The sequence below is a fragment of the Microbacterium sp. genome, assembly GCF_047605725.1.
GTDB lineage: Bacteria > Actinomycetota > Actinomycetes > Actinomycetales > Microbacteriaceae > Microbacterium.
The window spans coordinates 1-24,638 of sequence record NZ_JASGFE010000048.1; the positions used below are offsets into that span (position 1 = coordinate 1).

The 24,638-nt window shown below is 70.4% G+C and carries 29 protein-coding genes and 1 pseudogene; 20 read left to right on the plus strand and 10 right to left on the minus strand.

All coding sequences use genetic code 11. The features are described 5' to 3' along the window. Positions 1-486 (minus strand): annotated as a pseudogene (locus QM641_RS10230) (hypothetical protein); the annotation flags it as partial. A 311-nt stretch (positions 487-797) separates the two neighbouring features. Next, positions 798-1,988 carry a glycoside hydrolase family 1 protein gene (locus QM641_RS10235; RefSeq protein ID WP_415116099.1) on the minus strand — a complete coding sequence of 397 codons (1,191 nt, stop codon included), beginning with the start codon at positions 1,986-1,988 and terminating at the stop codon, positions 798-800. Between the two features lie 297 nt (positions 1,989-2,285). Here QM641_RS10235 and QM641_RS10240 point away from each other — a divergent pair, with 297 nt between their 5' ends. The 4 genes from QM641_RS10240 to QM641_RS10255 all read left to right on the plus strand — a co-directional run bounded on the left by QM641_RS10240 (position 2,286) and on the right by QM641_RS10255 (position 3,301). Then, entirely contained in the window at positions 2,286-2,477 is a 192-nt protein-coding gene (locus tag QM641_RS10240) for a helix-turn-helix domain-containing protein (RefSeq protein ID WP_415116101.1), read from the plus strand. Positions 2,478-2,558: 81 nt separating this feature from the next. Then, on the plus strand, positions 2,559-2,657 hold the full coding sequence (locus tag QM641_RS10245) for a 30S ribosomal protein bS22 (RefSeq protein WP_003792170.1): 99 nt from the start codon (positions 2,559-2,561) through the stop codon (positions 2,655-2,657). 72 nt (positions 2,658-2,729) lie between these two features. Beyond that, the gene (locus QM641_RS10250; RefSeq protein WP_415116103.1) at positions 2,730-3,002 is read left to right on the plus strand and encodes a glutaredoxin family protein; all 273 of its coding nucleotides are present in this window, start codon (positions 2,730-2,732) and stop codon (positions 3,000-3,002) included. After that, the gene (locus QM641_RS10255) at positions 2,999-3,301 is read left to right on the plus strand and encodes a Dabb family protein (protein WP_415116105.1); all 303 of its coding nucleotides are present in this window, start codon (positions 2,999-3,001) and stop codon (positions 3,299-3,301) included. The genes QM641_RS10250 and QM641_RS10255 overlap by 4 nt, the downstream gene beginning before the upstream one ends. A 46-nt stretch (positions 3,302-3,347) precedes the next feature. Here the strand turns inward: QM641_RS10255 and QM641_RS10260 are convergent, their stop codons facing one another. The 3 genes from QM641_RS10260 to QM641_RS10270 form a co-directional block, all read right to left on the minus strand. Beyond that, positions 3,348-3,530 (minus strand): YegP family protein, encoded by a 183-nt coding sequence (locus QM641_RS10260; RefSeq protein WP_415116107.1) that lies wholly within the window; start codon positions 3,528-3,530, stop codon positions 3,348-3,350. Between the two features lie 88 nt (positions 3,531-3,618). Continuing rightward, complete coding sequence (gene aspS / locus QM641_RS10265; protein ID WP_415116109.1) at positions 3,619-4,962, minus strand: aspartate--tRNA(Asn) ligase; 1,344 nt, start codon at positions 4,960-4,962, stop codon at positions 3,619-3,621. Between the two features lie 178 nt (positions 4,963-5,140). Further along, positions 5,141-5,983 carry a class I SAM-dependent methyltransferase gene (locus QM641_RS10270; protein ID WP_415116111.1) on the minus strand — a complete coding sequence of 281 codons (843 nt, stop codon included), beginning with the start codon at positions 5,981-5,983 and terminating at the stop codon, positions 5,141-5,143. A 210-nt stretch (positions 5,984-6,193) separates the two neighbouring features. Here QM641_RS10270 and QM641_RS10275 point away from each other — a divergent pair, with 210 nt between their 5' ends. After that, on the plus strand, positions 6,194-6,739 hold the full coding sequence (locus QM641_RS10275) for a DUF4287 domain-containing protein (protein ID WP_415116113.1): 546 nt from the start codon (positions 6,194-6,196) through the stop codon (positions 6,737-6,739). On the opposite strand, the gene QM641_RS10280 is transcribed toward QM641_RS10275, so the two are convergent. Then, positions 6,724-7,572: a helix-turn-helix domain-containing protein gene (locus tag QM641_RS10280; RefSeq protein ID WP_415116115.1), complete on the minus strand. Its 849-nt coding sequence runs from the start codon at positions 7,570-7,572 to the stop codon at positions 6,724-6,726. The two genes, QM641_RS10275 and QM641_RS10280, sit on opposite strands and share 16 nt — an antisense overlap. A 38-nt stretch (positions 7,573-7,610) precedes the next feature. Here QM641_RS10280 and QM641_RS10285 point away from each other — a divergent pair, with 38 nt between their 5' ends. From QM641_RS10285 to ccsB, 6 genes are all read left to right on the plus strand, one after another. Then, positions 7,611-7,994 carry a hypothetical protein gene (locus QM641_RS10285; RefSeq protein ID WP_415116117.1) on the plus strand — a complete coding sequence of 128 codons (384 nt, stop codon included), beginning with the start codon at positions 7,611-7,613 and terminating at the stop codon, positions 7,992-7,994. Positions 7,995-8,057: 63 nt separating this feature from the next. Next, positions 8,058-8,687, plus strand: coding sequence for a histidine phosphatase family protein (locus QM641_RS10290; RefSeq protein WP_415116119.1), 630 nt, complete (start codon positions 8,058-8,060; stop codon positions 8,685-8,687). Beyond that, entirely contained in the window at positions 8,684-9,298 is a 615-nt protein-coding gene (locus QM641_RS10295) for a TlpA family protein disulfide reductase (RefSeq protein ID WP_415116122.1), read from the plus strand. The genes QM641_RS10290 and QM641_RS10295 overlap by 4 nt, the downstream gene beginning before the upstream one ends. Continuing rightward, on the plus strand, positions 9,295-10,086 hold the full coding sequence (locus QM641_RS10300) for a cytochrome c biogenesis CcdA family protein (protein ID WP_415116124.1): 792 nt from the start codon (positions 9,295-9,297) through the stop codon (positions 10,084-10,086). Before QM641_RS10295 ends, QM641_RS10300 begins: the two co-directional genes overlap by 4 nt. After that, positions 10,067-11,767, plus strand: a complete 1,701-nt coding sequence (locus tag QM641_RS10305; RefSeq protein ID WP_415116126.1) for a cytochrome c biogenesis protein ResB — start codon at positions 10,067-10,069, stop codon at positions 11,765-11,767. The genes QM641_RS10300 and QM641_RS10305 overlap by 20 nt, the downstream gene beginning before the upstream one ends. A 10-nt stretch (positions 11,768-11,777) precedes the next feature. Next, positions 11,778-12,791, plus strand: coding sequence for a c-type cytochrome biogenesis protein CcsB (gene ccsB / locus QM641_RS10310; RefSeq protein ID WP_415116128.1), 1,014 nt, complete (start codon positions 11,778-11,780; stop codon positions 12,789-12,791). A gap of 207 nt (positions 12,792-12,998) precedes the next feature. Here the strand turns inward: ccsB and QM641_RS10315 are convergent, their stop codons facing one another. Then, positions 12,999-13,895 (minus strand): fumarylacetoacetate hydrolase family protein, encoded by an 897-nt coding sequence (locus tag QM641_RS10315; RefSeq protein ID WP_415116130.1) that lies wholly within the window; start codon positions 13,893-13,895, stop codon positions 12,999-13,001. A gap of 57 nt (positions 13,896-13,952) precedes the next feature. Here QM641_RS10315 and QM641_RS10320 point away from each other — a divergent pair, with 57 nt between their 5' ends. From QM641_RS10320 to QM641_RS10355, 8 genes are all read left to right on the plus strand, one after another. Next, positions 13,953-15,116 (plus strand): PrsW family intramembrane metalloprotease, encoded by a 1,164-nt coding sequence (locus QM641_RS10320; RefSeq protein WP_415116132.1) that lies wholly within the window; start codon positions 13,953-13,955, stop codon positions 15,114-15,116. Between the two features lie 189 nt (positions 15,117-15,305). After that, positions 15,306-15,674, plus strand: a complete 369-nt coding sequence (locus QM641_RS10325; protein WP_415116135.1) for an FKBP-type peptidyl-prolyl cis-trans isomerase — start codon at positions 15,306-15,308, stop codon at positions 15,672-15,674. A gap of 115 nt (positions 15,675-15,789) precedes the next feature. After that, positions 15,790-16,329: an RNA polymerase sigma factor gene (locus tag QM641_RS10330; RefSeq protein WP_415116137.1), complete on the plus strand. Its 540-nt coding sequence runs from the start codon at positions 15,790-15,792 to the stop codon at positions 16,327-16,329. A 76-nt stretch (positions 16,330-16,405) separates the two neighbouring features. Next, complete coding sequence (locus QM641_RS10335; protein ID WP_415116139.1) at positions 16,406-17,419, plus strand: hypothetical protein; 1,014 nt, start codon at positions 16,406-16,408, stop codon at positions 17,417-17,419. A 9-nt stretch (positions 17,420-17,428) separates the two neighbouring features. Next, positions 17,429-17,581: a hypothetical protein gene (locus tag QM641_RS10340; RefSeq protein ID WP_415116141.1), complete on the plus strand. Its 153-nt coding sequence runs from the start codon at positions 17,429-17,431 to the stop codon at positions 17,579-17,581. Positions 17,582-17,589: 8 nt separating this feature from the next. Next, positions 17,590-18,531 carry a hypothetical protein gene (locus QM641_RS10345; protein ID WP_415116143.1) on the plus strand — a complete coding sequence of 314 codons (942 nt, stop codon included), beginning with the start codon at positions 17,590-17,592 and terminating at the stop codon, positions 18,529-18,531. Continuing rightward, complete coding sequence (locus tag QM641_RS10350) at positions 18,528-19,646, plus strand: hypothetical protein (protein WP_415116145.1); 1,119 nt, start codon at positions 18,528-18,530, stop codon at positions 19,644-19,646. Before QM641_RS10345 ends, QM641_RS10350 begins: the two co-directional genes overlap by 4 nt. Beyond that, positions 19,643-21,571 carry an ATP-binding cassette domain-containing protein gene (locus tag QM641_RS10355; protein WP_415116147.1) on the plus strand — a complete coding sequence of 643 codons (1,929 nt, stop codon included), beginning with the start codon at positions 19,643-19,645 and terminating at the stop codon, positions 21,569-21,571. Before QM641_RS10350 ends, QM641_RS10355 begins: the two co-directional genes overlap by 4 nt. A gap of 89 nt (positions 21,572-21,660) precedes the next feature. Here the strand turns inward: QM641_RS10355 and QM641_RS10360 are convergent, their stop codons facing one another. The 3 genes from QM641_RS10360 to QM641_RS10370 are packed head-to-tail and all read right to left on the minus strand — an operon-like array spanning position 21,661 to position 23,950. Beyond that, the gene (locus QM641_RS10360) at positions 21,661-22,962 is read right to left on the minus strand and encodes an MFS transporter (RefSeq protein WP_415116149.1); all 1,302 of its coding nucleotides are present in this window, start codon (positions 22,960-22,962) and stop codon (positions 21,661-21,663) included. 20 nt (positions 22,963-22,982) lie between these two features. Next, the gene (locus QM641_RS10365; RefSeq protein ID WP_415116151.1) at positions 22,983-23,204 is read right to left on the minus strand and encodes a DUF167 domain-containing protein; all 222 of its coding nucleotides are present in this window, start codon (positions 23,202-23,204) and stop codon (positions 22,983-22,985) included. 47 nt (positions 23,205-23,251) lie between these two features. Further along, positions 23,252-23,950, minus strand: coding sequence for a GTP pyrophosphokinase (locus tag QM641_RS10370; RefSeq protein ID WP_415116153.1), 699 nt, complete (start codon positions 23,948-23,950; stop codon positions 23,252-23,254). Between the two features lie 190 nt (positions 23,951-24,140). On the opposite strand from QM641_RS10370, the gene rpsO reads away from it, so the two are divergent. Next, positions 24,141-24,410 (plus strand): 30S ribosomal protein S15, encoded by a 270-nt coding sequence (rpsO, locus tag QM641_RS10375; protein ID WP_347345190.1) that lies wholly within the window; start codon positions 24,141-24,143, stop codon positions 24,408-24,410. Positions 24,411-24,638: the final 228 nt, after the last annotated feature.

Sequence of the window (24,638 nt, forward strand, 5' to 3'; positions counted from 1 at the left end):
GACCCGCAGAGGCTCATGCCACGGCAACGCCGCCGCGTCCACCCCGGCCGCAGCGCCCGCCCCGGCATCCGTGCCGTCCGCGCCACCCGCCCCGGCATCCGTCGCCGCCCCTGGGTCGGCGGCGTGCCCGTGCCCGTCGCCGTGCCCGTCCAGGAGGGCTTCCCCGACCTTGACCGCCCGGATCGCCTCACCCCGCGACACCCCCGTCACGTCCCGCACGAACTCGACCGTGTTGCGATGCCCGGTGCCCTGCACGAGCCCGCCATGCCCCCGGTCGCGCCCCGACCGGGCTGCGGCGACGCCCACGAGCACCGACTGCAGCATCGTGACCCGCTTCTCCAGGCCCGCCACGATCCCCAACGCATCCCGCACCGACGCATCGCTGAGCCGCACCGCCGACGCGGGCAGTTCCGCGGCATCCACGTTCAGTTCCGCGAACACGCCGAGCGCCGCAACCCGGCCGCTGATGTCTTCGAGAACTCCCATATGAACAGCATCCCACCACCCTCCGACATTCGAAGGTTCTCTCGGAGTGCGGCCTGCTGATGCAGGTCGACCCTTGAAGGGCGCGCCGGGCACGCGGCGCTGATCGACGCGTCGCACGCGTGCCTGTCGCCATCCGCTTCCAGGCTCCGCTCCCTCGTCGGCAATCGGTCAGCGCATCTCCGAGTGCGCTGTCGGCCACCGCACCGAAGTCCCTTCGATGTTCCTCGTCGCCCTGGACGATCGGGGTCGCGTGCGCGATCGCCGGAGCGCTCCGCCTCGTGCAGCGTTCGCGCCTTCCGCACGCCGGGTGATCAGCCGGTGATCTCCCCGCCGCGCATCGCGACCTTGCCGAGCCACGCGAGGCTGGGCTTCGGGGTGCGGGCGAAGTCACCCTCCCGGTCCACCGCGATCAGCCCGAACGTGGGGCCATAGCTGCCCCACTCGTAGTTGTCCAGGAGCGACCAATAGCAGTATCCGCGCACGTCGACACCGGCTGCGACGGCGGCGCGCATCCCCTCGATGGCACCGGTGACGTAGGCGATCCGTCGCCGGTCATTGTCGGTGGCGATGCCGTTCTCGGTGACGAGGATCGGGATGCCCTTGAGCTCCCACACGCGACGCAGGTTGATCTCCAGGGCGTCGGGGCGGTACGCCCAGCCGGTGAGCGTGTTGTCGGGGTGCGGGGGATGCGGCACCGGCCCGTGCTCGTCGACGGGTTGGCTGGTGTAGCTCTGGATGCCGATGAAGTCATCGCCGTCCGCGGCGTCGTAGAAGACGCCCTCCCACTGGTCGAAGACCTCCTGCCACTTCTGCTCGTTTCCCGGCGTGGGCATGAACGCCTGCGCGGCGATCGCCCAGCCGACCTTCGCGTTCGTCCGCGCGCGGAGCACGTCGCGCGCCGCGTGATGCATCGCGATCAGGCGCGGCGCCAACTCCGGGTCGGGGCCGCCCGCGAGCGCCATCTGCACCGAGATCGGCGCGTCCACCTCCGCGGGGCGCGTGAACGCCGCGGCGAACAGGGCCGCGATGTTGGGCTCGTTGATCGTGACGATCCACTCCACGTCGTGCAGGATGCCGCTGACGTATTCGACATAGACGGCGAACAGCTCCGCGGCGTCTGGCCGGCCGAACCCCCCGCCCTCGGTGAACCACTGCGGGCTGGTGAAGTGGTGCAGGGTGATGATCGGCAGGACGCCGCGGCGGTGGCATTCGTCGATCATCGCCCGGTAGTGCAGCAGCTGGGCGCGGCTGAACACGCCCTGCACCGGCTCGATGCGGGCCCACTCGATGCTGAACCGGTATGCCTTCAGACCCGCTTCGGCCAGCAGCCGGATGTCCTCCGGATAGCGGTGGTACGAGTCGCACGCGTCGCCGCTGGGCTCGGCGAAGGGGCCGCCGGGGGAGTACTCGACCGCCCAGAAGTCGCTGCCGACGTTGCCGCCCTCGATCTGGTGCGCGGCGGTGGCGGCCCCCCAGATGAAATCGTCGCGAAGCACGCCCATGTCGGATCCTCTCGTCGTCAAGGGGTCGGGCCCACCCTACTCCGGGGTGCTCGGGGATCCGGCGCTGCGGCGGGCTTCGCTTGGCGCGATGTGTCGCGGATGCCGGCATCCTCGACCGGATGGGCCAACCCAGCGACCAGGGCCATCGCGAACCACCGGAACCCGTCCGGCGTGGTGTCCTCCGGAGCGAACGCGGCCGGCACATGTACCGCTCAGAACAATCACAGTGGTCCCACAGGTTTACAGGCGTCACTGCTGACCCCTAGAGTTGCAGTCAACTGGGGAATGAGGGGTTCGATGGCCGAATTTGCCGAGGTGCGCTTCCTGACCGTCGCGGAGGTCGCGGGCCTCATGCGCGTGTCCAAAATGACGGTCTACCGGCTCATCCATGCCGGGGAGCTGCCCGCCGTGCGCTTCGGGCGAAGCTACCGCGTGCTGGAGTCCGCGGTGTCGGAGGCCCTGCAGCGGCCGATCGCCGACGTCGGCTAGACTGATCCGAGGCATTTTCGATCCTGCCCGTTTCCGGGCGCGAGCCCTCGCGCCCGGACTCCAGACGTAGTGAGGTTCTCTGTGGGTTCTGTCATCAAGAAGCGCCGCAAGCGCATGGCGAAGAAGAAGCACCGCAAGCTGCTTCGCAAGACTCGCCACCAGCGCCGCAACAAGAAGTAGTCGCGGCATCCGCACCGAGCGCCTGTCCTCCGGACGGGCGCTTCGTGTCTGCCGACCGAGGAAGGATGCCCCGTGCGCACGCTGACGCTCATCTCCAAGCCCGACTGCCATCTGTGCGACGTCGCCCGCGAGATCGTGGATGCCGTCGTCGCCGAGCTTCCCGGTGATGCCGTGACCGTCGAGGAGCTCTCGATCCTCGACGACGCCGACCTGTATGCGCAGTGGTGGGAGAAGATCCCCGTCGTGCTGGTGGACGGGCGCCTGCACGCGCACTGGCGCGTGTCGCCGGACCGGCTGCGCGCAGCCCTGATCGAGCACGCCCCGACCGGAGGAGAGAACCGATGACCATCAGGCATGTCGTGCTCTGGAAGCTGGCCGCCGACGACGCGCAGACGCGCGACGCGCAGGCCGCCGAGCTCGTCCGGCGGCTGCACGCGCTCGTGGGCGTGGTGCCGTCGATCCGTGCGCTCAGCGCCGGAGTGAACGCGGCGTACCCCGACGGGAACAGCGACGTCGCGCTCGTGGTCGACGTCGACGACCTGCAGGGGCTGGAGGACTACCAGGTGCACCCGGCGCACCAGGAACTCGTCGGCTTCGTCCGCAGCATCGTCTCCGGCCGCATGGCCGTCGACTTCGAGGTGTAGCCGCCACGCCGCCGCCGCGGTTCGGATGCGGCGACCGCCGCCCGCACTACTTCTCGATCTCGACGATCTCGGCGCCGGGGGCGTTGGTCTTGACCGACTCGATGCCGTTCAGGGCGCTCGCCTTCGCCGAGTAGCCCTGACTTGTCGCGATCACCTGGCCGTTGGCCGCCTTCAGGTTGAAGCGCCAGTCGCCGCCCTTGTCGACCCACAACTCGAACTTGCCGGCCATCGTGGCCCCCTTCGGTTCGTGTCGGCGTCCTCGCCGGCTGGGGCTCAGGTTAACGGCATCCGCTCCGCCCGTCGAGAGGGGTGGCTCGTCAGGGGGCGAGGCGCGTGGGCCCGCGGAAGAGGAACGTGACCTCGCGGATCGACTCCTGCCCGAGCAGCAGCATGAGCAGGCGCGCGAGCCCCATGCCGAACCCGCCGTGCGGCGGGGCGCCGTAACGGAAGAAGTCGAGGTAGAAGTCGAGGTGCTCCGGGTCGAGTCCCTTCTCCTTCGCCTGCTCGACGAGGAGGTCGACGCGGTGCTCGCGCTGCGCGCCGGTGGTGATCTCGACGCCCTGGAAGAGCAGGTCGTAGCTCTTGGTGAGCCCGGTCTGCTCGTCGCGCATGTGGTAGAAAGCCCTGATCGACGGCGGATAGTCGGTGATGAACACGAACTGGTGGCCGTAGGTCTCCAGCACGTGCGCGGAGATCTGCCGCTCGCCCTCGGGGTCGAGGTCGCCGTCGGTGCGCGGGATCTCGTAGCCGCGGGCGGCGACGACCGCGCGGGCCTCGGCGAGGGGGATGCGCGGGAACGGCAGCGACGGCACGACGACCTCGACGCCGAACAGCTCCTCGATCTCGGCGCCGTGCTTGTCCTTGACGGCCTGGAACGCCGCCTGCAGGAGCTCCTCCTGCATCCGTGCGACGTCCTCGTGCGAGTCGATCCAGCTGATCTCGGCGTCGATCGACGTGAACTCCGTCGCGTGCCGGCTCGTGAACGACGGGTCGGCGCGGAAGGCGGGGGCGATCTCGAAGATCTTGCCGAAGCCGGCGACCTGCGCCATCTGCTTGAAGAACTGCGGGCTCTGCGCGAGATAGGCGGTCTTGTCCTCGAAGTAGTCGAGCGAGAACAGCTCGGCGTTGGACTCCGAGGGGCTCGCCATGAGCTTGGGGGAGTGCACCTCGATGAAGTCGCGCTCGACCCAGTACGTGCGCATCGCGTGCTCGAGCGTCGTCTGCACACGGAAGACGAGGTTGTTGCGGCGCTGGCGCAGGTCGAGGAAGCGCCAGTCCATGCGCTTGTCCAGCGCGCTGTCGGCGGCGATGGGAGTCTCGGGCAGGGCGGATGCCGCGACGTCGAGGCTCCCGACCTTGATCTCGACGCCGCCGAGCTTGACGCGCTCGTCGTGCTTGAGGGTTCCGGTCACGGTCAGGAAGGTGCCCGTGGTGAGGGCCGAGATGGTCTCGGTGAGGGCGAGGGATGCCTGGGCCGCGGCATCCGCCCCCTCGGCGAGCTCGCGCGTGGCGGGGTTGACCAGCTGCACCGCGCCGGTCTCGTCGCGCAGGATGACGAACTGGACCTTCTTCTGATCGCGGACGGTCTCCACCCAGCCGGACACCGACACCGGGCCGTCTTCGCGGGCCTGCAACTGCTGGACGAGAACGCGTTCACTCACGAGGGACCATCCTACGTGCGCGTATGCCACGCGCGCCCGCCTGCCCCGCCTCGCGCGCCCGCCTCGAGTCACTGCTCCCGCATCGAATCACTGCGCTGCGACACAGTGACTCGCGTGCAAGGCAGTGACTCGCGTGGCCGGGAGCCGACCGTCTGCAGGGCGGCGGGGTGTGGGCGGGTCAGTCCTTGCGGGCGACGATCGTGAAGGTGCACGGCACGAGATCGCGCTCGATGCCCGGCCACTGGTAGCCGCCGTCGGTCTCGACCATCCGTGGCGCGAATCTCCAGGGCAACGTCTGTCCCTCCTCGAGGCGGAGGATGCGCAAGCCCGCGCCGATGAGCGCGCCCACGACCTCCGAGACCGGGTGCGGCCACTCGTAGCACGTCGTGTGCTCGACGGTGCCGTCACCGATGTAGGTGCCGGGCTCATCCCAGCGTCGTGGCCGCCCGTCGCCGAAGTAGCGGTAGCGCAGTACGAGTTCATCTCGCGTCTCGTCGATCGCGTCGAGCATCGGATGACCGTCCCGGATGTAGAACAGCCCGCCGCCGCGCAGCAGTGCGGCGACCTGCGCGGCCCAGCGATCCAGATCGGCGAGCCAGCAGATCGCACCGATGCCGGTGTAGACGAGGTCGAAGTCCCCGGAGACCGCCGCTCGCGCCTCCAGTGCGTCGGACTCGACCCAGGTCGCCTCCAGTCCGAGCCGGTCGGCGAGCGCGGCCGCGGCATCCAGCGCCGGGCGGGAGAAGTCGACGCCCGTCACCCGGGCTCCGGCGCGCGCGAGCGAGATGGTGTCGGTGCCGATGTGGCACTGCAGATGGCACACGTCGAGGCCGGCGACGCCGTCGGGGAGGAACGCTCCGAGCGCCACGAGGTCGGTGCGCACGACGTCGGACAGGTGCTCCGGGTCGTCGAACGCGTCGAGCCCGTACGCGTCGACGTGCAGCGGAACGCGATCGTTCCAGTTCGCGCGGTTGGCCTCGCGCGCGGGCTCCCAGCCGATGTCCGCGATGTCGTCGCTCATTCCGCGAGTCTAGGGCGACGCCCGCGACGGTCTCCGTCGGAATGGTGCCCGGATCAAGGCTGGATGTCGCGTTCCAGGCCGTGTGCGGGCCTCTGCGGACGAATCAGCCTTTGTGCGGGCAGCATTGCGCGGCTGCCACGTCTCGGCCGGTGGTAGCGGCGGTCAAATCCGTACAATCGCGCGGGCCGGCGCGCGCCTTAGCGTGCCGCTATGGACGTGGACGCCGCGACGCAGACGATGATCGACAACCTCCCCGCCAGGACCGGGCGCACGCGGGAGGAGTGGTTCGAGGTCCTGGATGCCGCCGGCCTGGACAGGCACGGCGCGGCGATCGCGTTCCTCAAGGCCGAGCACGGCGTCTCGCACGGCTACGCCAACCTGATCGTGACGCTCCATCGCTCACGGGGCGCCGCCCCGACGGCGGCCGATCTGGTCGACGCGCAGTACGCCGGGCGCAAGGCCGCACTGCGTCCGGTGTACGAACGGCTGCGCGCCGAGCTGACCGCGCTCGGCGGCGACGTCGAGGTCGCACCGAAGAAGACCGGCGTCTCGTTCCGCCGCCGCAAGCAGTTCGCGCTCGTCGAGGCGCCCAGTGCCGCACGGGTGAGCGTCGGGCTGAACCTGCGCGGCACCGAGCCCACCGCGCGGCTGAAGGCGGCCGGCGGCATGTGCACCCATCGCGTCGATCTCGCTGCCGTGGACGACGTCGACGACGAGCTCCTCGGCTGGCTGCGCGAGGCTTACGAGCGCGCCTGACCGAGCGCGCCGGGCAGCTCGTCCAGCGGCACGAAGTGCGCGGCATCCGGCCCGAACTCCGCCACCCGGCGGTGATACTCGGTCGGCGTCCATCCGCAGAAGCGGCGGAACGCGCGGATCACGTGCGGCTGGTCGTAGTAGCGCGAGGCTCCGGTGAGTGCGGTCCAGTCCGGCGCGCCGCCGGCCTCGTGCACGGCGCCGACGAAGCGATGGAACCGGTCCACCTGCGCGAACGCCCGCGGAGTCAGTCCCGTCGCGGCGCGGAAGCGCGCGATGAGCGTGCGATGCGACACTCCGGCCCCTCGGGCGACCTCCCCGAGGGGACGGTCCGGTTCCTCGCGGAGCGACCGCAGCGTGTACTGGACGACCGCGTCGGGTCGCCATCCGCGAGTGCGGTCGCGGATGAAGGACGTCAGCGCGTCCAGGGCGCGCTCCGGCTCGGCGACGTGCGCGACGACCGAGCGGACCAGCTCGTCGGCACCGGGAACGACGGCGCGAGCGTCCTGAACGCGGCGCGCGACGGCGGGACCCCCGGCATCCGTGATCGCCCCGAGTCCGCCCGGCAGCAGTTCGACGCCCACGTGGCGGATGAGCGGCGGCGACTCGATGACGAGGTATTCGTCCTGGATGCCGGAGACGAAAGCGCTCGAGACGGGCATCGCCGCACCGGTGCGGTCGTGGAGCGCATACGGCTCGGACAGGTTCACGATCAGGTGGACGAACGGCAGCGGCAGGATCTTCTCGTAGCGGCGCAGGCGCGGCGCCTCCAGGTACCACAGCCGGGAAACGGCATCCTCGAGCCCGGCCGGTGCCGGGCGCTCGCGGTGGATCACGAGCCAACGCTAGCGCCGCGGCGGGTTACGATGCGGGCGTGAGCTCTGTGCACCGTCCGCCGTATCCGACCGCGCACGCGCCGACGCCGCGACCGACCGCGCGGGTGTGGGACATCGTGCTGACCTCGGTGCTGCTGCTTCTGCTGGCTGCCCTCGCGGCGATCGTGTCGTACTTCGGGTTCTTCCTGGCGATGGCCTCCGACCCGTGCGGGGCGGTCGCGTGCGACACGACGCTCATCGGGATCGGGATGCTCACCGCCGTCGTGCTGCCGTGGATCGTCCTCGTCGTGGTCATCGTGGTGTCGATCGTGCGCCTCGTGCGCCGACGTCTGAGTTTCTGGCTGCCGCTGGCGGCGGTGCCGCTCGTGGTCGGCTCGTGGTTCGTCGGCGCGGCGATCGCGAGCGCCGGCGTGCCCGCCTGAGCCCGCGCCGTCCGTCGCGGGCTCAGGCCGGGCGCCCCGACCCGCGCCACGTAGACTTGGCGGGTGCCCGCCGCCCGCCTTCACCTCGTGCGCCACGGGGAGGTCCACAACCCCCGACGCGTGCTGTACGGGCGCCTGCCGCACTACCGGTTGAGCGCGGCCGGGCGCCGCATGGCGCGGCAGGCCGCGGAGCACGTGCACGACCTCGGGCGCCCCGTCGGCGCGCTCGTGTGCTCGCCGCTCCTGCGCACCCGGGAGTCGGCGAACCCCTTCGCCGAGCTGTTCGGCATCGAGCCCCTCGTCGACGAGCGCGTGATCGAGCCGACCAACGTCTTCGAGGGGCGGCGTATGCGGCGCGCCCTGCTGAACCCGCTGAACTGGTGGCATCTGCGTTCCCCCGCGATCCCCAGCTGGGGCGAGCCCTACGTGCAGATCGTCGAGCGCATGGATGCCGCGATGCGCGACGCCTGGGAGCGTACGGCGTCCGGCGACGTCGTCGTCGTGTCCCATCAGCTGCCGATCTGGATCACCCACCTCGCAGTCGTGGGGGAGCCGCTCCGGCACGACCCGCGTCGGCGTCGCTGCGCGCTGTCGAGCGTCACGAGCTTCGAGCTGCGCGACGGGCGGTGGCACGAGGTCGCCTACGCCGAGCCGGCCGCGAGCGAGGACGCCCTCGACGTGGGAGCGGTATGAGCGGTCGGGGCGGCATGAAGAAGGTCACGGCAGCCCTCGTCGCGATCGGGCTCGCCGTCGCGCTCGCCGGGTGCACGAGCGCGAATGACGGACTGGCCGAGCAATACCGCAGCGGCAGCAACAAGGGCTTCATCGCTGGGGATGGGACCTTCGAGGAGATCTCCGCGGACGACCGCGGCGAGCCGCTCGTCTTCGCAGGCACCGCGGTGGACGGCAGCGAGATCTCCAGCGCCGACTACGCCGGGAAGGTGCTGGTGCTGAACTTCTGGTACGCGGGCTGCGGCCCGTGCCGCGCCGAGGCTCCGTTCCTGACCGACGCGTACGCCGCGACCCAACCGGAGGGCGCCGACTTCCTCGGCATCAACATCTACGACGGCCCCGAGCAGGCGACCTCGTTCGAGACGACCTACGGCATCGCCTACCCGTCGCTGCTCGCGCGCAGCGACGCCGACCTCAAGCTGGCGCTGGCGGCATCGGCCTCGGTGCAGGCCGCCCCGACCACGCTCGTCCTCGACCGGCAGGGGCGCGTGGCGGCGCGGTTCATCGGACAGCTGCGCGAGGCGCCGATCCTCAAGACGATCATCCGGGACACCCTCGCGGAGGCGCCGTGAACCCGGGTGCGATCGTCTTCGACGGCGCCCTGTGGCTCGCGATCCCCATCGCGATGCTCGCCGGGCTCGTCTCCTTCCTCTCCCCGTGCGTGCTGCCGCTCGTGCCGGGGTATCTGGGCTTCCTCGGCGGCGCGGTCTCGCCACGGCCCCTCGCCCACGGCGGGACACCGTCGGCGGCGAGGGCGACGACGGATGCCGCACCCTCCCGCACCCGCGGACGCCTCCTGCTCGGCGTGGCGCTGTTCATCGCCGGCTTCACGGTCGTGTTCGTGGCGATCTTCGTGCTCGGCGGCACTCTCGGCCAGCTGTTCATCCGGTACCAGGATCTCGTCGCGCGCGTCCTCGGCGGCGTCGTGATCCTCCTCGGACTCGTCTTCGTCGGGGTGTTCGGCTTCGCGCAGCGCACGTACCGGCCGCGGCGGCGCGAGAACCTGGGGCTGGTCGGCGCGCCCCTCCTGGGGGTTGCGATGGGCGTCGGCTGGGCGCCGTGCATCGGCCCGACCATGGCGGCGATCCTGTCGATCTCGATCACCCAGGCCGACCCTGGCCGCGCGGCGCTTCTGGCGGTCGCGTACTCGCTGGGTCTCGGCATCCCGTTCCTGCTCCTGGCCGTGGGCTTCGGCTGGGCCGCGCGCTCGGTCACATTCCTCAAACGGCATATTCGCACCCTCAACCTGGTGGGGGGCGGACTGCTGGTGGTCCTCGGGATCCTCATGGTCACCGGCGTGTGGACCGCGCTCATGTCGCAGCTCGGGGCGGTGATCGGAAGTGTCGAGCTCCCGCTCTAGCGTCGGCGATCCGCTGCGGCCCGACGATCACGTCGACGGCGCGGGCGGACGCGATCCGGTGCAGCCGCGACTGGGCCTCGTCGGCTGGCTGCGCTGGGGATGGCGCCAGCTCACGAGCATGCGGACCGCGCTCGTGCTGCTGCTGATGCTCGCGATCGCGGCGATCCCGGGGTCGATCGTCCCGCAGCGCGGCGCCGACCCGAACGGCGTCGCGCAGTACAAGGCCGACAACGCCGACCTGTTCCCGATCCTCGACACGCTGCAGCTGTTCGACGTCTACACGTCGGCCTGGTTCTCGGCGATCTACATCCTCCTGTTCATCTCGCTCATCGGGTGCGTCATCCCGCGCACGCGCCACCACCAGGCCGCGCTGCGCGCGCGGCCGCCGCGGACTCCTGCGCGGCTGAGCCGCCTCGACGACCACGCCGAGGCGACGATGGAGCTTCCCGCGGGGACGGATGCCGCCGCTGCGGCTGCCACGGCCGTCGACCTCGCCGCCGTGCACCTGAAGAAGGCCGGCTACCGCATCGAGCGCTACGACCGCGGCGCCGTGGCGTCGGTGTCGGCCGAGCGCGGGTACCTGCGCGAGACCGGCAACCTCGTCTTCCACGGGGCTCTGGTCGGCGTGCTGCTGGCGGTGGGCATCGGCGGCGGGCTGACCTACACAGGGCAGACCGTCATCGTCGAGGGCGACAGCTTCGTCAACTCGCTGGGCCTGGGCTACACCTCCTTCAACCCGGGGCGCTTCGTCGACACCGAGAGCCTGCCGCCGTACTCGCTGACCCTCGATCGCTTCGACGTCACCTACACGCCGGTCGGCGAGCCCGGCCAGGGGCAGGCGGGCGATTTCGCGGCGCACCTCACCACGCGCGAGCCGGGGCAGGAGGCGAAGGACGGCGTCGTGCGCGTCAATCATCCGCTGGAGCTGGCCGGCGATCGCATCTACCTCATGGGCAACGGCTACGCCCCGACGATCACGGTCCGCGATGCCGCCGGCGACGTGGTCTACCGCGAGTCGGTGCCGTTCCTGCCGCAGGATGCGAACCTCACCTCGCTCGGGGTCGTCAAGCTCCCCGACGGACTGCCCGAGCAGCTGGGCCTGGTCGGCTTCTTCTACCCGACCGCGGCGAACGGGCACGAGGGTGCGCTCACCTCCGCCTACGGGGCCCTCGTGAACCCCGTGCTCACGCTCGACGTGTACGCCGGCGATCTCGGCATCGACGACGGCACGCCGCGCTCGGTGTACACGCTGGATCCGACCGGCATGGACAAGCTCACCGGTCGTGGCACCGACGCCTCCTCGATCGAGCTGGCGCCGGGGGAGACGGCCGACCTGCCGAACGGGTGGGGCACGATCACGCTGGAGGATGCCACGCAGGACGGCGCCGCCGAGTCGGTCAAGCGGTTCGTGTCGCTGTCGGTGCACCGCGACGTCGGAGCGCCCTGGGTGCTCGCGTTCGCGGCGCTGGCGGTGGCGGGCCTGCTCGCGGCGCTGTTCGTGCCGCGCCGCCGCCTGTGGGTCAAGGCGAGCCCTCAAGGCGCGGGGCTGCGGCTGGAGTACGCGGGCCTTGCCCGCGGCGAGGACCCGGCGATCGCGACCGCGGTCGCCGAGCTCGTGCGCGACCACGGGGACGCGCTGCGCGTCGCCTTCCCCGTGCCGGTGTCGGAGGCATCCGCGTAGACTGACGGCCATGCCGCAAACAGGGTTGACGCTGGATGCCGTGTCGGTGCTGCTGGTGTGGACCGCCGTCCCCGTCTACGCGCTCGCGTTCGTGGCCTACGCCGTCGACCTGGCCCGCCGCTCCGACCTCGCCGTGAAGGCGAAGGATGCCGTCGTCGTCCGGCAGCTCGTCGGCGCCGGCGGCCCGCCGGTCGACGAGGCGGCACCGGCCCCGTCCGTGCTGCAGGCCCAGCCCGCGCGCCCGCGATACGTATGGGCGCGCATCGGCACGTCGCTGACGGTGCTCGGCTTCCTCTTCCACGTCGGCGCCGACATCACGCGCGGCATCGCCGCGGGGCGTGTGCCGTGGTCGAACATGTACGAGTTCGCCCTGACCGGCACCATGCTCATCGTCGCGGTGTACCTCGTGGTGCTGCTGCGCTACGACCTGCGCTTCCTCGGTTCGTTCATGACCGGGCTGGTGGTGGTCCTCCTCGGCGGCACGCTCGTGGGCAACCTGTACGTGGTCGTCACGCCCCTGGCCGACCCCCTCAAGAGCGTGTGGCTGGTCATCCACGTGTTCGTCGCATCGCTGGCCACAGCCTTGTTCGCGCTGGCGTTCTCGCTCTCGGTGCTGCAGCTGCTGCAGGCGCGGCGCCAGCGGTTGATGCTCGCCGCCGCGGGTGACCCGTCGGCGAAGACCGGTCCGCGGTTCCTGCGCACGATCCCGGATGCCGACGCCCTGGAGTCGCTCGCCTACCGTTTCGCGATCGTCGGGTTCATGTTCTGGACCTTCACGCTCATCGCGGGCGCCATCTGGGCCAACGACGCGTGGGGCCGCTACTGGGGCTTCGACACGAAGGAGGTGTGGACCTTCGTCGTGTGGGTGCTCTTCGCGGGCTACATCCATGCCCGGGCGACGCGCGGCTGGCGCGGCAACCGGTCGGCGTGGCTGGCGATCATCGGGTTCTCCGCGGTGATGTTCAACTTCACGGTCGTGAACATGTTCTTCAAGGGCCTGCACGTCTACAGCGGCCTGAGCTGACGGCATCCGCGTGGCCCGCGCCTGCTCGACGGCCCGGGCCTGAGTCCCGGCATCCGCCTCGCGAGTCATTGCTTCCCCACGCGAGTCACTGCTCTATACGCGAGTCACTGCGCTGGAGACCAGTGACTCGGCGGTAGGGCAGTGACTCGTGCGCGGGGAAAGTGACTCGGCCGCGGGGCGGTGTCGAGCGGGGCAGGAGCGCCCCGGTCAGCCGACGATGCGGCAGTGCGTAGTGAGTGCGCCGATACCGTCGACGCCGACGGTGACCGTGGAGCGGTCGCGCAGGAAGATCTGCGGGTCGCGCGAGTAGCCGGCCCCGCCCGGGCTGCCGGTGGAGATGAGGGTGCCCGGCAGCAGCGTCGCCGACGCCGACAGGTGCGCGATGAGGGATGCCACCGGCCGGATCATCTGCGCCGTCGAGGCGTCCTGCACGGTGCGGCCGTCCACGACGGCCCAGATGTGCAGGTCCTGCGGGTCGGGGATCTCGTCGGCGGTCACGACGACCGGGCCCACCGGCGTGAACCCGTCGAACGACTTGCAGCGCGACCACTGCGCCTCGGAGAACTGGATGTCGCGTGCCGTGATGTCATCGACCACTGTGTAGCCCCACACGTGGTCGAGCGCGTCCGAGGCCACGACGTTCCTGGCGGCTTTGCCGATCACGACGCCGAGCTCGGCCTCGTAGTCGACCGACTCGCTGAGCGCCCGCGGCCATGTCGTGGTGCCGTCGTGGCCGGCGAGGGAGTTCGGCCACAGCACGAAGACCGTCGGTGCGGTGTCGGCCTCGAGTCCCAGCTCGCTGGAGTGGGCGGCGTAGTTCAGGCCCACCGCGAGCACCACCGGGGGAGTGCTCACCGCGGGCGCGAAGGCCGCGCCGTCGAGCGGATGCCACGGCCCGTCCGCATCGTCGTCGGCGTGCCGCGACGACGGAGCGTCGACGGCCTCGCGCACGCGGGCCAGCAGCTCGTCGCCGCCCTCGATGAGCCGTTGCAGCGTGTGCGGCGCGCCGTCGAACAACTCGGCGACGAGTCGCCCGCGGTCGCCGCGGACGACGGTCAGCTGCGGCTCCGTCGCCCCGGCGAAGCTCACCTGGGCGAAACGCATCCTCCCAGGCTACCCGTCCCGTCCGGCCGGTCAGGGGCGACGCCTAGGCTGAACGCCATGGCCTTCCCCTCGCCGCTGTCCCAGCCCCGCCCCGGGACGCCGGCGCTCGTGCCCCCTGCACCGCCCGCGGCGTCGCTGCCGGTGCCCGCGAGCCGGGGGCGGGTGGCCCCGGTGTGGCTTTTCGGCATTCTGGTCGTGCTGCTCATCGCGCTCGTGGCGTACCTCCTGACCTTCGTGGGACCTGCCGCGTCGGCGATCGGCGCGGCCCTCGCGCTGGTGCCGTTCGCGGGCGTGCTGCTGGCGGTGCGCATCGTCGACCGATGGGAGCCGGAGCCGCGCTCCCTCCTCGTGCTCGCCGCGGCGTGGGGCGCGATCGCCGCCGTGGTCATCGCCCTCGGGGTCGATCTGCTGCTCACGCTCGTGCTGGGCCCGGCATCCGATCCGGTGCGGGAGTCGTTCGCCGCCGTCGTGCAGGCGCCGATCGTGGAGGAGCTCGCGAAGGGTCTCGGGGTGCTGATCGTGTTCGTCGTCGCGCGGCGCGCGTTCGACGGTCCCGTCGACGGCGTCGTCTACGGCGCGCTCGTGGGCGCCGGGTTCGCCTTCACCGAGAACATCCTCTACTTCTCCTCCAGCCTCGCAGGCGGCATCCCCGAGACGGCGCTGACCTTCTTCCTGCGCGGCATCATGTCGCCCTTCGCCCACGTGATGTTCACCGCCGTGACCGGCTATGCGCTCGGACGCGCCGCCCGGCAGGGGGTGGCAGTCCGCGGCGCGCTCGGCCCGTGGCTGGCGGGCTTGGCGGCCGCGGCGGCCCTGCACGCGGTGTGGAACGGCTCCGCCGTGTTCGCCGACTTCTTCGCCGTCTACGCGACGCTGCAGGTACCGCTGTTCCTCGTCTTCGTCGGCGGGGTCGTGCTGCTGCGGCGCGAGGAGGCCCGACTGACCCGCACGAGGCTCTCCGACTACGCAGCGGCGGGCTGGTTCACCGCGGCGGAGGTCGGCATGCTCGCCACCGGTCCGGGAAGGCGCCAGGCGATCGCGTGGGCGCGCACCCTGCCGGGCGACCGCTCCCCGGCCATGCGGGCCTTCATCGCCGAGGCCACGGCGCTCGCCGCGGCCCGGCAGCGCGCACTCAGCGGGCGCGACCCGGCCGCCGCAGCGGACGAGCGCGTGCATCTGACCCGTGCTGTCGCCGCGCGCGCCGCGGTGCTGGCCCGCTGAAGTCGCGGTGCCGGCCCGCTGACAAGACTCAGCGCCCGGTGCCGCGGCGATGCCTGCGTGTCTCCCGAGCGCTGAGTTGGTCTGTGCCGTCATTCTGTCCCCGCCGCCGCGGCGGTGTCAAGCATTTCGCGGTGTGTCCGGATGCCGTCCGCTTTGACCGTTCCGCATCGCTCGGGTTGGATGGAGCGCATGACTGACGACCGCACCAAGCCCGAGTTCGACGCCCCCGAAGGCCCTGCCCCCACCGAGCTCGTGATCCGCGACCTCATCGTGGGCGACGGCGCCGAGGCGAAGCCGGGCGACTCCGTGACCGTCCACTACGCCGGGGTCGAGTACGAGTCCGGCGAGGAGTTCGACTCCTCCTGGGGTCGCGGGCAGAGCATCCAGTTTCCGCTGCGCGGTCTCATCCAGGGCTGGCAGGACGGCATCCCGGGCATGAAGGTCGGGGGACGCCGCGAACTCGTGATCCCGCCGCACCTGGCCTACGGCCCCGCCGGCGGCCACTTCCTCGGCGGCAAGACCCTGATCTTCATCATCGACCTGCTCGCCGTCGGCTGACCTCGGGTCCCTCGCAATCCGGAGAGCGGATGCCACGGCATCCGCTCTCCAACATGTATTGAGGACGAGGTTCCTGACGAAAGTGTCAGGATCGGGCAGTCTCGAACATAGTCAAGTGAAGGTGCTGACGGGCGAGAGGAGCGCAATGACGCTGTCCGCCGCGGAGTTCACCGCGCTCTACCACCAGACGCGTGGGACGGTCCGCCGCTTCGTGCGCCGTCGAGTGATGACTGCTGAACACATGGAGGACATCTGCGCGGATGTCTTCGAGCTGGCGTATCGCAAGCTGCCGGCAGATCACCCGCATCCGATCGGTTGGCTGATCCGCGCCGCAGGCATCTTGATCGCCAAGACAGCGAGACTGTCCGAGCGGGAGCGTGTCGCGCTTCGAGACCACGTCGTCGTCTACGGTGACGACGCGGACGATCCGCGGTTACGCGAGTTGGACGCCGCGTGGGCTGCACTGCCTGAACGTCATCGCGAGGTGCTGCGGCTGACGATCTGGGACGGGCTGTCGGCGGCAGAGGCCGCGATCGTGCTGGGCTGCACCGAACAGGCGGCATGGCAGCGTGTGAGCAGAGCCCGTGCTGCCTTGCGTGCGGCGTGGCCTTCGAACGACCTGGAGGAAGGAGCGGAGGTGAGGATCTATGGCTGAGGGACGATTCCCTGTGTCAAGGCTCCGTGACGCGGAGCTGGATGCGCTCGTCGCGTCTCTCGATCCCCTGCAAGACGTGCCGGACGGCCCCTTGTCGGAGCGCGAGGAGGAGCTGCTGCGGCTCATCACGGATGCAGGAAGGGCGCCCGACGAAGTCGGCACCACACCGCACAAGGCTCAGCATCGGCGCGGGCGACGGCGGCAGCCCGCGAGCACCCGCGCCCCCCGAGGACGAGTGCGCCGACGGCTGCTCTCGGTCACGACCGCCGTCGCGCTCGTGGTGGTCGGGGGCGTCGTCGCGATGTCGCTGTTGCGGCCGTCCGACGCAGTGGCGACCGCGCCGCACCCGCTGGGTGTGACGGCGATCGATGAGAGCGCAGACGAGGTGCTCGACACGGCGATCGACCTGCTCTCCGAGGGAGGCGGCCCGACGGAAGCGAAGCGCGAGGCTCTGTCGATCTGGTGGAAAGTGAGCCCAGCCGACGACAAGTGGGGGCCCGCCGAGCCCATGGTCCACCCCCACATCACTCGGTTCTCCTGGGCAGCAGACGGGTCGGGGCGGGTGGTGACGATGAGCGCCCCGTCGTACCGTTCGGACGGGTCCACGACGACGTCGGAAGATCGCGCGGTACCTCGGTTCGACACGGTCGTGGATGACACGACCTACACGCAGGGTGAACTGGAGACACCGTTCGACGGTCTCGAATTGGGTGATTCCGTCGACGAGTTGAGAGCGGTCCTACGCGTGTCGGAGGATCCGGCAGCATGGGAGGTATTTCAAGGTGTGAGCGGCGCATTCCGTTCTCTGACACTCTCGAACGCGCAGCAGGCGCAGGTTCTGAGGTTGCTGAAGGACGCGCCGGGGCTGCGGGTCATGGGCACCGCGACCGACCGCCTGGGACGGCCCGTCGTTCTTCTGGAAGCTACGACGGTCCAGGTCTCGGATGCCCGCGAGACGCTCCACCTCTCGCTCGAGACCGGCCGCATCGTCGGTGCCGAATACTTCCTGTCCGGCCCGCTGGGGAAGATCCCCGCGGGCGCAGTCGTGCTGTACACGGCCTGGGACGTGTCAGGATTCCTGCCCCAGTGACATGACCGGATGAAGGGTGAGATCGCCAGGGACGGCCCGTCTCGGAGCGACACCCTCGACACGGAATGGAACTACGGGGGAGCCGCGACGCCGACGTGGAGCAGCAACAAGTCCAATCTCGTGGACCAGAACTTCAACGACATGGCGAGCAGCGTGTACTAAATAGTCCGATGCTCGACGTCGAGAGATCCGCGCACCGCAGCAGGCGACGCGGTTCGCGCTGTCATGCCCGGGCCTGGTCGATAGGTGTGCTTGTGCTTGCACTAATGGTGTCGAGCTCGTGCAGCGGGAAAAGCGACGAAGTGGGCGCTGCTTTCACTCCGGTTGATCTGGCCGACTATGCAGATGTCGAGGCTCACCTAGACTTCGAGGCCGGCACCGTAGTTATGCCGCTTGACAACGTTCGCGCGGTGACACCTCGACTCGCAGACATGCATCTGCGCGCGATCTGGGCCGTCACCGACGCCTGCCTGTCAGAGCATGGCTACCCTACAGTCAGCAATGACGTGGACTGGCCGCCCGTCGCGCCCGACGAGGACCGCATCTTCGGGAGGTGGAGTGTCGCCCTTGCTAGTCGGTATGGTGCCGCTCTCGATCCGACAACTCGAGAGGGTTTCCGCATCGAGACGGTGTCGCGTGGGGTTGATTACAACAAGCAACTCACCTCCTGCTGGGATGAGACCCAGGTGCTCCTTCAACAGGAACTGGCCTTCATCGAGAGCACCAGCAATGTCGACTATCAGATCTATATCCAGTCTTACCGGTCGACTTTGAGTTCAGATCAGGGGAAGGCTGCCCTTCTCGAGCGGACTCAGTGTATGGAGCGACAAGGTGTCGTTGTTGACGAGGCGACTCAATTGCCGAGCTCTGCCTACGCTGCCAAGTCCGACGCGAGTGTGGATGCTGTGAGGGTGGCCGTTGTGGCGGCGCAATGCGGGGTGGAGACGGGGGCGATCCAGCAGCTGTATAACGTGCTTGCTCGATACCAGGCCGCGTACATCGATCAACGCGAGGCGCAGTTGGTGGCTCTGAGAGAAAAAGCTACCGTCGTTGAGGCTCGGCTCGCTCGAGTTCTCCAAGACGTCGATGAGTTTCGAGCGTCGCCCAATTGATGGTCTACAAAGGTGGGCGCAGCGAGACGGGCGGGTTCCGGCTCCGCCGCGTCCGCCGACCGGGCGTCGTGATCGCCTTCGTGATCCTGATGGTCGCGCTGATCGCGGGTGCCTTCGTCGCTGGGGCGGTCCTGGTGAACCCGGCCGATCGCGCGGCGGCTCAGGCGCCGGACACCATCCCGGTGACCTATCCGGTGGAGGAGCGCGTCGTGGCCGATCAGCTCCGCCTGCCCGGCGCCTATCGAGAGGGCGCGCGCCTGGCGTTGCATGCCACGGCGCCGGGGGGCGTCGCGGTCGTCAGCCGGGTGACAGCGAGCGTCGGCAGCCCGCTGAACTGGGGCGACGTCGTCGGCGAGGTCTCGGGGCGGCCGCGGCTGGCGGTGCCGGCGAGCATTCCGCTCTACCGTGACATCGCCGTGGGCGATGTCGGCGCCGACGTCGAGGCGATGGAGAGTTTCCTCGCCGCGCTCGGCTACGACGTCTACGTCGACCACGAGTTCGAGGAGCACAGCCTGTGGGCCGTCGAGGCGTGGTACGAGGCGAGGGGCTACGAGCTCGATGGCTCGGCCGTCGTCATCGGTGAGCTGATCGGGACTCCCCACGGTGGCGAGACGGTGGCGTCGGTCGCCCCTGTCGGCACCCGTCTCGGCGGGGAGACCCCACTCGTCGAGATCGAGACGACGCCTCCTGTGGTGGTCGCGCGTGCGACGGTCATCCAGGCGCAGGAGCTGCAACCCGGGCAGCCGGTACGACTGTCCTTCGGTGCGGGTGCCCCCGCCGAGACCGTCATCGCGTCGGTCGGTGCCCCGGTCGCCGACGAGTCCGGCGCGATCGGCGTCGACGTCACGGTGACGATCCCCGCCGCGCTCGCCGCCGACGCGGCGGCGGGACGTCCCGCGCTCGTCGAGGACGTGACCGCCGCGGAACCGACCCTCGCCGTTCCGGTGATCGCCATCCGCCAGGAGGGCGCTGTCTCCTACGTGCTGGTGGATGCCGGTGCCGATGACCCCGCGCGCCGGGTGGACGTGCGCGTGATGGCGCAGGCCTCGGGCTGGGCCGCGCTGGCGCCCACTGACGCCCTCACGGAGGGCGACCTCGTGAGCGTCGCGCCATGACCGACGCGCTGCTCGAGCTCGACGGCGTCACCAAGTCGTACCTCGACGACGCCGGCCAGATCCGGGCGCTGGATGACGTGACCTTCTCGATCTCGGTCGGGGAGTTCGTGGCGATCGTCGGACCGTCGGGGTCGGGCAAGTCGACGTTGCTCAACATCCTCGGTCTGCTCGACACCGCGACCGAGGGAACCTATCGGCTGAACGGCATCGACGTCTCGCGGCTTGCCGGACGCGAGGCCGATCGCCTGCGGTCGCGGGCGATCGGCTTCGTGTTCCAATCCTCGCATCTGCTCCCACTCCGTTCGGCCGCCGAGAACGCCGCCCTCGGGCTGGGGGTGCGAGGGCTGCCGCTGCCTGAACAGACGGCCCGCGTCGGCAGCGCGCTGGATCGGCTCGGTCTCTCGCACCGCGCGGCCATGTCGGCGCGACTGCTGTCGGGCGGCGAGAAGCAGCGCGTCGCGATCGCACGAGCCATCGCCGCCGAGCCGGCACTGATCCTCGCCGACGAGCCGACCGGGGCACTGGACTCGGAGAACTCGGCCCGCATCATCACGCACCTCACGGAGCTCAATCGGCAAGGTGCGACGGTCGTCATCATCACCCACGACCCGGTCGTGGCGGCCTCGGCCGATCGCGTCATCCGGCTCGCCGACGGGCGCGTCACCGACGACACCGTGGCGCGGAGTCCGACGGAACGAGGCCTGGCGGTGCCGCTGTCCGTCGCACCGGCATCCATCGCACGCCCCCGTCGATCCGGGCAGGTGCTGGCCGATGCCTGCGAGGCGATCTCGACGCACAGTGGCGCGCCGGCACGCGCGATGGTGCTACTGCTGGCGTTCCTGCTCGGGGTCGGCGGTCTTGTCCTCTCCCTCGGGCTGAACCAGAGCGCCGCGGCCCAGGTCGCCGAGCGCGTGGCGACCGCGGCGCTGGACGAGGTGATCGTGACCGTGGACGATGAACTCGCCGACAGCCCTGACACGATCGCCCGCGTCGCCGCACTCGAAGGGGTGTCGAGCGTCGGGCGGCGTTGGAACGCGGCGGCGCAGGATGCGCGGATCACACTGCTGGCTCCGGGCCTCTTTCGCGATCAGTCGGTCTTCCAGGGGCCAGTGGTTCTCGCCGATGCCGGCTACGTCGACGCCATGCAGCTGACCGTCGCGCCGGCGAGCGCGCCAGACCTGCTCGTCTCGGCCTGGGGTGCCGAGTCGGCGATTCTCGGGGCGGATGCCGCGGCCGCACTCGGCGTCGCCGGAGCCGCTCCCGGGCGGTCGATCTGGGTCGACGGCAGCCCCGTCGACGTGGTGGGAATCGTCACCGCGGGCGGACGTGATCCTCTCGCCGCGAACACGGTGTTCCTCAGCCCGCGGATGAGGGATCGTCTGCACACCCAGCCGTTGGAGCTCGTGGTCAGGACGAAGAGCGGGTACCCGGCTCCGGTGGCGGACGCGCTCCCCGCGGCGGTGAGTCCGGACAAGCCAGCGCGCGTCAAGGTCGCCCCGGTCGCCGACTTGCGCAACCTCAAGCGCGGCGTCGCCGACGATCTCGGCGCGTTGATCGGCCTCATCGCAGTCGTCATGCTGGTCCTCGCGAGCCTGAGCGCGGCGACCGCGATGTACCTGTCGGTGCGCTCGCGCCGGACCGAGGTAGCGTTGCGGCGAGCAATGGGCGCGAGCAAGGCGTCCGTCTGGCGCATGTTCGCCTTCGAGGGAGTCGCGATCGGGCTGGCGGGCGGAATCGCCGGGGTCGCCGCCGGCATGACGGCGCTCGTGGTCGTCTGCGCTGCGCGAGGTTGGACGCCCGTGCTCGACGGCTCGCTCATCGTGCTGGGGCTGGCTGCGGGAGTCGTCAGCGGCGGTGTCTCCGCCCTGTACCCCGCAACGGTCGCCGCGCGGGCGCAGCCGGCCGCGGCGATGCGCGCGGACTGACATCGACCTGCTCGCCGTCGGCTGCCCCCGGTCCCTTCCCCCCGGCATCCGCCGCGCCCCCGAATGAGGGAGGGGGGAGGGGCGGCGGGTCAGGGCACGGGGGACTCGGCGTCGTACGCGCGGAAGCGCGGCGTGAGCCGCACGAGCAGGGCCACGAGGCCCATGATGACCAGCCCGCCCAACAGCGGCGGGAACCAGAGCGTCGTGAGCGTCGCGACCACCCCCGCGTAGAGGGCGCCCAGGCGCGGGCCGCCGGCGACCACCACGATGAAGATGCCCTGCAGGCGCCCGCGGATGGCGTCGGGCACCGCCGTCTGCATCATCGTGGAGCGGTAGATCGCGCTGACGTTGTCGGACCCGCCCGCCACCGCGAGGCACACGAATGCCGCGCCGATCAGGGGCAGGTTCGCGTGCGTCTCGTCGACGGCGGCGGAGTCCCCGAACGTCGCCGCCAGCAGGACGGCGCCGAAGGCGACGACGGATGCCCCGTACACGAGGATCGCGCGCTCGATGCCGCGGCCATGCCAGCGATAGCGTCCGATGGGACCGGAGAACAGGCTCGACAGGAAGGCCCCCGACGCGTACGCGGCGGTGAGGGCGCCCGTGGTGACCGCGCCGCCGCCGAGCAGCACCGCCCCGACCGCGGGGAGCAGCGCCATCGGCTGGCCGAAGGTCATCGCGACGACGTCGAGCAGGTACTGCAGGCGGATGTTGGGGGCCCGGTGCAGGAACGCCACGCCGTCGCGCAGCGACTCGAGCCCCGGGCGCACGAGCACGCCCTCGGGCCGGATGCTCGGCAGCGTCCACAGTCCCAGGAACAGCGACAGCATCAGCACGACGTCGATCGTGTAGGTCCACGCGTAGCCGACGAGCGCCACGAGCACGCCGGCCAGCGCGGGACCCGCCATGACCATGATGCCGACGGTGATGCCCTGGAGGGCCGCGGCCGCCGGCAGCAGCTCGCGGGGGAGGAGGCGCGGCGTGATGGCGGACTTGGCCGCCAACACGATCGAGCCCGCCGCGGAGTTGACCACGCTCAGCACGTACAGCGCCCACACCGACTCCAGGTGCGCCCACGCGAGACCGGCCAGCAGCGCCGTGGACACGAACGTGATCGTGGCCGACAGCAGCGCCACCATGCGCCGGTCGAACGCGTCGGCGAGCATGCCCCCGTAGAGGCCCGCGAGGATCATCGGGACCAGGCCTGCCACCGCGATCATCGACACCGCGAAGGTCGATCCGGTCAGCTCGTACATGTGCAGCATGACCGCGACGATCGTCAGCTGCGAACCCAGCCCGGACAGCGTCGATCCGGTCCACAGCCGCGCGAACGGCGGGCTCGCCCGGAACGGACGCAGATCGATGAAGTGGTCGCGGCGCAGGCGCGGCATCCGCGTCGTCCCCCGGCCCCTCACGCGTCGACCTCGACGCGCTTGACGCGCGAGGCGTGCCCGCGCCGGATGACCACGTCGCGCGGCGGCACGCCGAAGTGCGCGGCCAGGGCACGGACGACCCCGGCGTTGGCGGCGCCGCCGGCCGCCCGCGCGCGCACGTGCACCACGAGCCCGTCGGCGGTCTCCTCCACGAGCGGCCCCCGACGGCTGCCGGGCTTGACGCGAACCGTGTACTGCACCCGTCGAGGTTACGCCCCGCGCACTCCGGTCGTGCCCGCCGGCCCGATCACACGGCCATGAGGCCCCGCCGCGGACCGTGCAGCTCGCCGTGCAGGCGCTCCATGCGGGCGTCGAGAGCGGCCGCGGAGTCGGCGGCATCCTTCAGCTCCGCCACCAGCCCCTCGGGCACCGCCCCGTCGTACTTGTAGTAGATCTTGTGCTCCAGGCTCGCCCAGAAGTCCATCGCGATCGTGCGGAACTGCACCTCGACCGCCACGTCGACGCGGCCGGTGGACAGGAACACCGGCACCTCGACGATCACGTGCAGGCTCTTGTACCCGTTCGGTTTCGGGTGGGCGATGTAGTCCTTGACGATGCGCACCGTGATGTCGTCCTGCTGGGTGAGCAGGTCGAACAGCCGGTAGGCGTCTTTGACGAAGCTCGTGGTCACCCGCATGCCTGCGATGTCGGTGATGTGCTGGCGGATCGCGGGAAAGGTCGGGTCGACGCCGCGACGGACGAGCTTGTCGATGAGGCTGTCGGCGGTCTTGACGCGGCTGGACACGTGCTCGATCGGGTTGTAGTCGTGCATGAGCTGGAACTCGTCGCGCAGGATGCCGATCTTCGTCTCGACCTCGCGGAGCCCGAACTGATACTCGAGGAGGAAGCGCTGGAACTCGTCGCGCATCGTGCGCAGCTCCTCGGGGGAGTAGGTCGTCAACCCCTCGTCGGTCTTGATGGTGAGGGTCTGCGGCTTTGCATCCATGCCGTCGAGGCTAACCAGCGGGCCTACAGGGATGCTGTGAGACGTCGAGGTGGTGGGAACGGATACCGGGGCGCGGTGGCATCCGCTCTGCTGGTAAGCTCTTCAGGTTGCCGTTGGATCGGCCGCGGAGAAAGAGAGCCCACGGAGAAGCCGTCGGGCACCGCGCAACAAGCAGGAAGGGGATCACCCTATGGCACTGGATGCAGAGGTCAAGAAGGCGATCATCGACGAGTACGCGACGCACCCCGGTGACACCGGATCCCCCGAGGTGCAGGTGGCGATGCTGACGCAGCGCATCAAGGACCTGACCGAGCACCTCAAGGAGCACAAGCACGACCACCACTCGCGTCGTGGCCTGTTCCTGCTCGTCGGTCAGCGCCGTCGCCTGCTCGGCTACCTCCAGGACATCGACATCGAGCGCTACCGCTCGCTGATCGAGCGCCTGGGGCTGCGCCGCTAAGGCACGCCGCCCGACGTATATCGCACTTCTCGAAGGCCGCCCCGGTGGGCGGCCTTCGTCGTCCCCGCCTGGCTCGCCCCCGCGCCCCGGGCTCGCCCCCGCCTGGCTCGCCCGCGCCCCGGCTCGCCCCGCGCCCCGGCTCTTTCCGCGAGACTCCATCCGTGCACCGAGACTGCACGCTGGGCATGCAGTCTCGGTGCACCAGTGAAGTCTCGCGGGATTGGGTAG

Coding starts and splice junctions, on each gene's coding strand:
- QM641_RS10235 (WP_415116099.1), bottom strand. CDS start 1,988: ATGGGCGTGCTTCGCGACGATTTCATCTGGGGGGCCGCCACCGCCGCG.
- QM641_RS10240 (WP_415116101.1), top strand. CDS start 2,286: ATGGCCGAATTTGCCGAGGTGCGCTTCCTGACCGTCGCGGAGGTCGCG.
- QM641_RS10255 (WP_415116105.1), top strand. CDS start 2,999: ATGACCATCAGGCATGTCGTGCTCTGGAAGCTGGCCGCCGACGACGCG.
- QM641_RS10260 (WP_415116107.1), bottom strand. CDS start 3,530: ATGGCCGGCAAGTTCGAGTTGTGGGTCGACAAGGGCGGCGACTGGCGC.
- QM641_RS10270 (WP_415116111.1), bottom strand. CDS start 5,983: ATGAGCGACGACATCGCGGACATCGGCTGGGAGCCCGCGCGCGAGGCC.
- QM641_RS10275 (WP_415116113.1), top strand. CDS start 6,194: ATGGACGTGGACGCCGCGACGCAGACGATGATCGACAACCTCCCCGCC.
- QM641_RS10295 (WP_415116122.1), top strand. CDS start 8,684: ATGAGCGGTCGGGGCGGCATGAAGAAGGTCACGGCAGCCCTCGTCGCG.
- ccsB (WP_415116128.1), top strand. CDS start 11,778: ATGCCGCAAACAGGGTTGACGCTGGATGCCGTGTCGGTGCTGCTGGTG.
- QM641_RS10315 (WP_415116130.1), bottom strand. CDS start 13,895: ATGCGTTTCGCCCAGGTGAGCTTCGCCGGGGCGACGGAGCCGCAGCTG.
- QM641_RS10320 (WP_415116132.1), top strand. CDS start 13,953: ATGGCCTTCCCCTCGCCGCTGTCCCAGCCCCGCCCCGGGACGCCGGCG.
- QM641_RS10325 (WP_415116135.1), top strand. CDS start 15,306: ATGACTGACGACCGCACCAAGCCCGAGTTCGACGCCCCCGAAGGCCCT.
- QM641_RS10340 (WP_415116141.1), top strand. CDS start 17,429: ATGAAGGGTGAGATCGCCAGGGACGGCCCGTCTCGGAGCGACACCCTC.
- QM641_RS10345 (WP_415116143.1), top strand. CDS start 17,590: ATGCTCGACGTCGAGAGATCCGCGCACCGCAGCAGGCGACGCGGTTCG.
- QM641_RS10355 (WP_415116147.1), top strand. CDS start 19,643: ATGACCGACGCGCTGCTCGAGCTCGACGGCGTCACCAAGTCGTACCTC.
- QM641_RS10360 (WP_415116149.1), bottom strand. CDS start 22,962: ATGCCGCGCCTGCGCCGCGACCACTTCATCGATCTGCGTCCGTTCCGG.
- QM641_RS10370 (WP_415116153.1), bottom strand. CDS start 23,950: ATGGATGCAAAGCCGCAGACCCTCACCATCAAGACCGACGAGGGGTTG.
- rpsO (WP_347345190.1), top strand. CDS start 24,141: ATGGCACTGGATGCAGAGGTCAAGAAGGCGATCATCGACGAGTACGCG.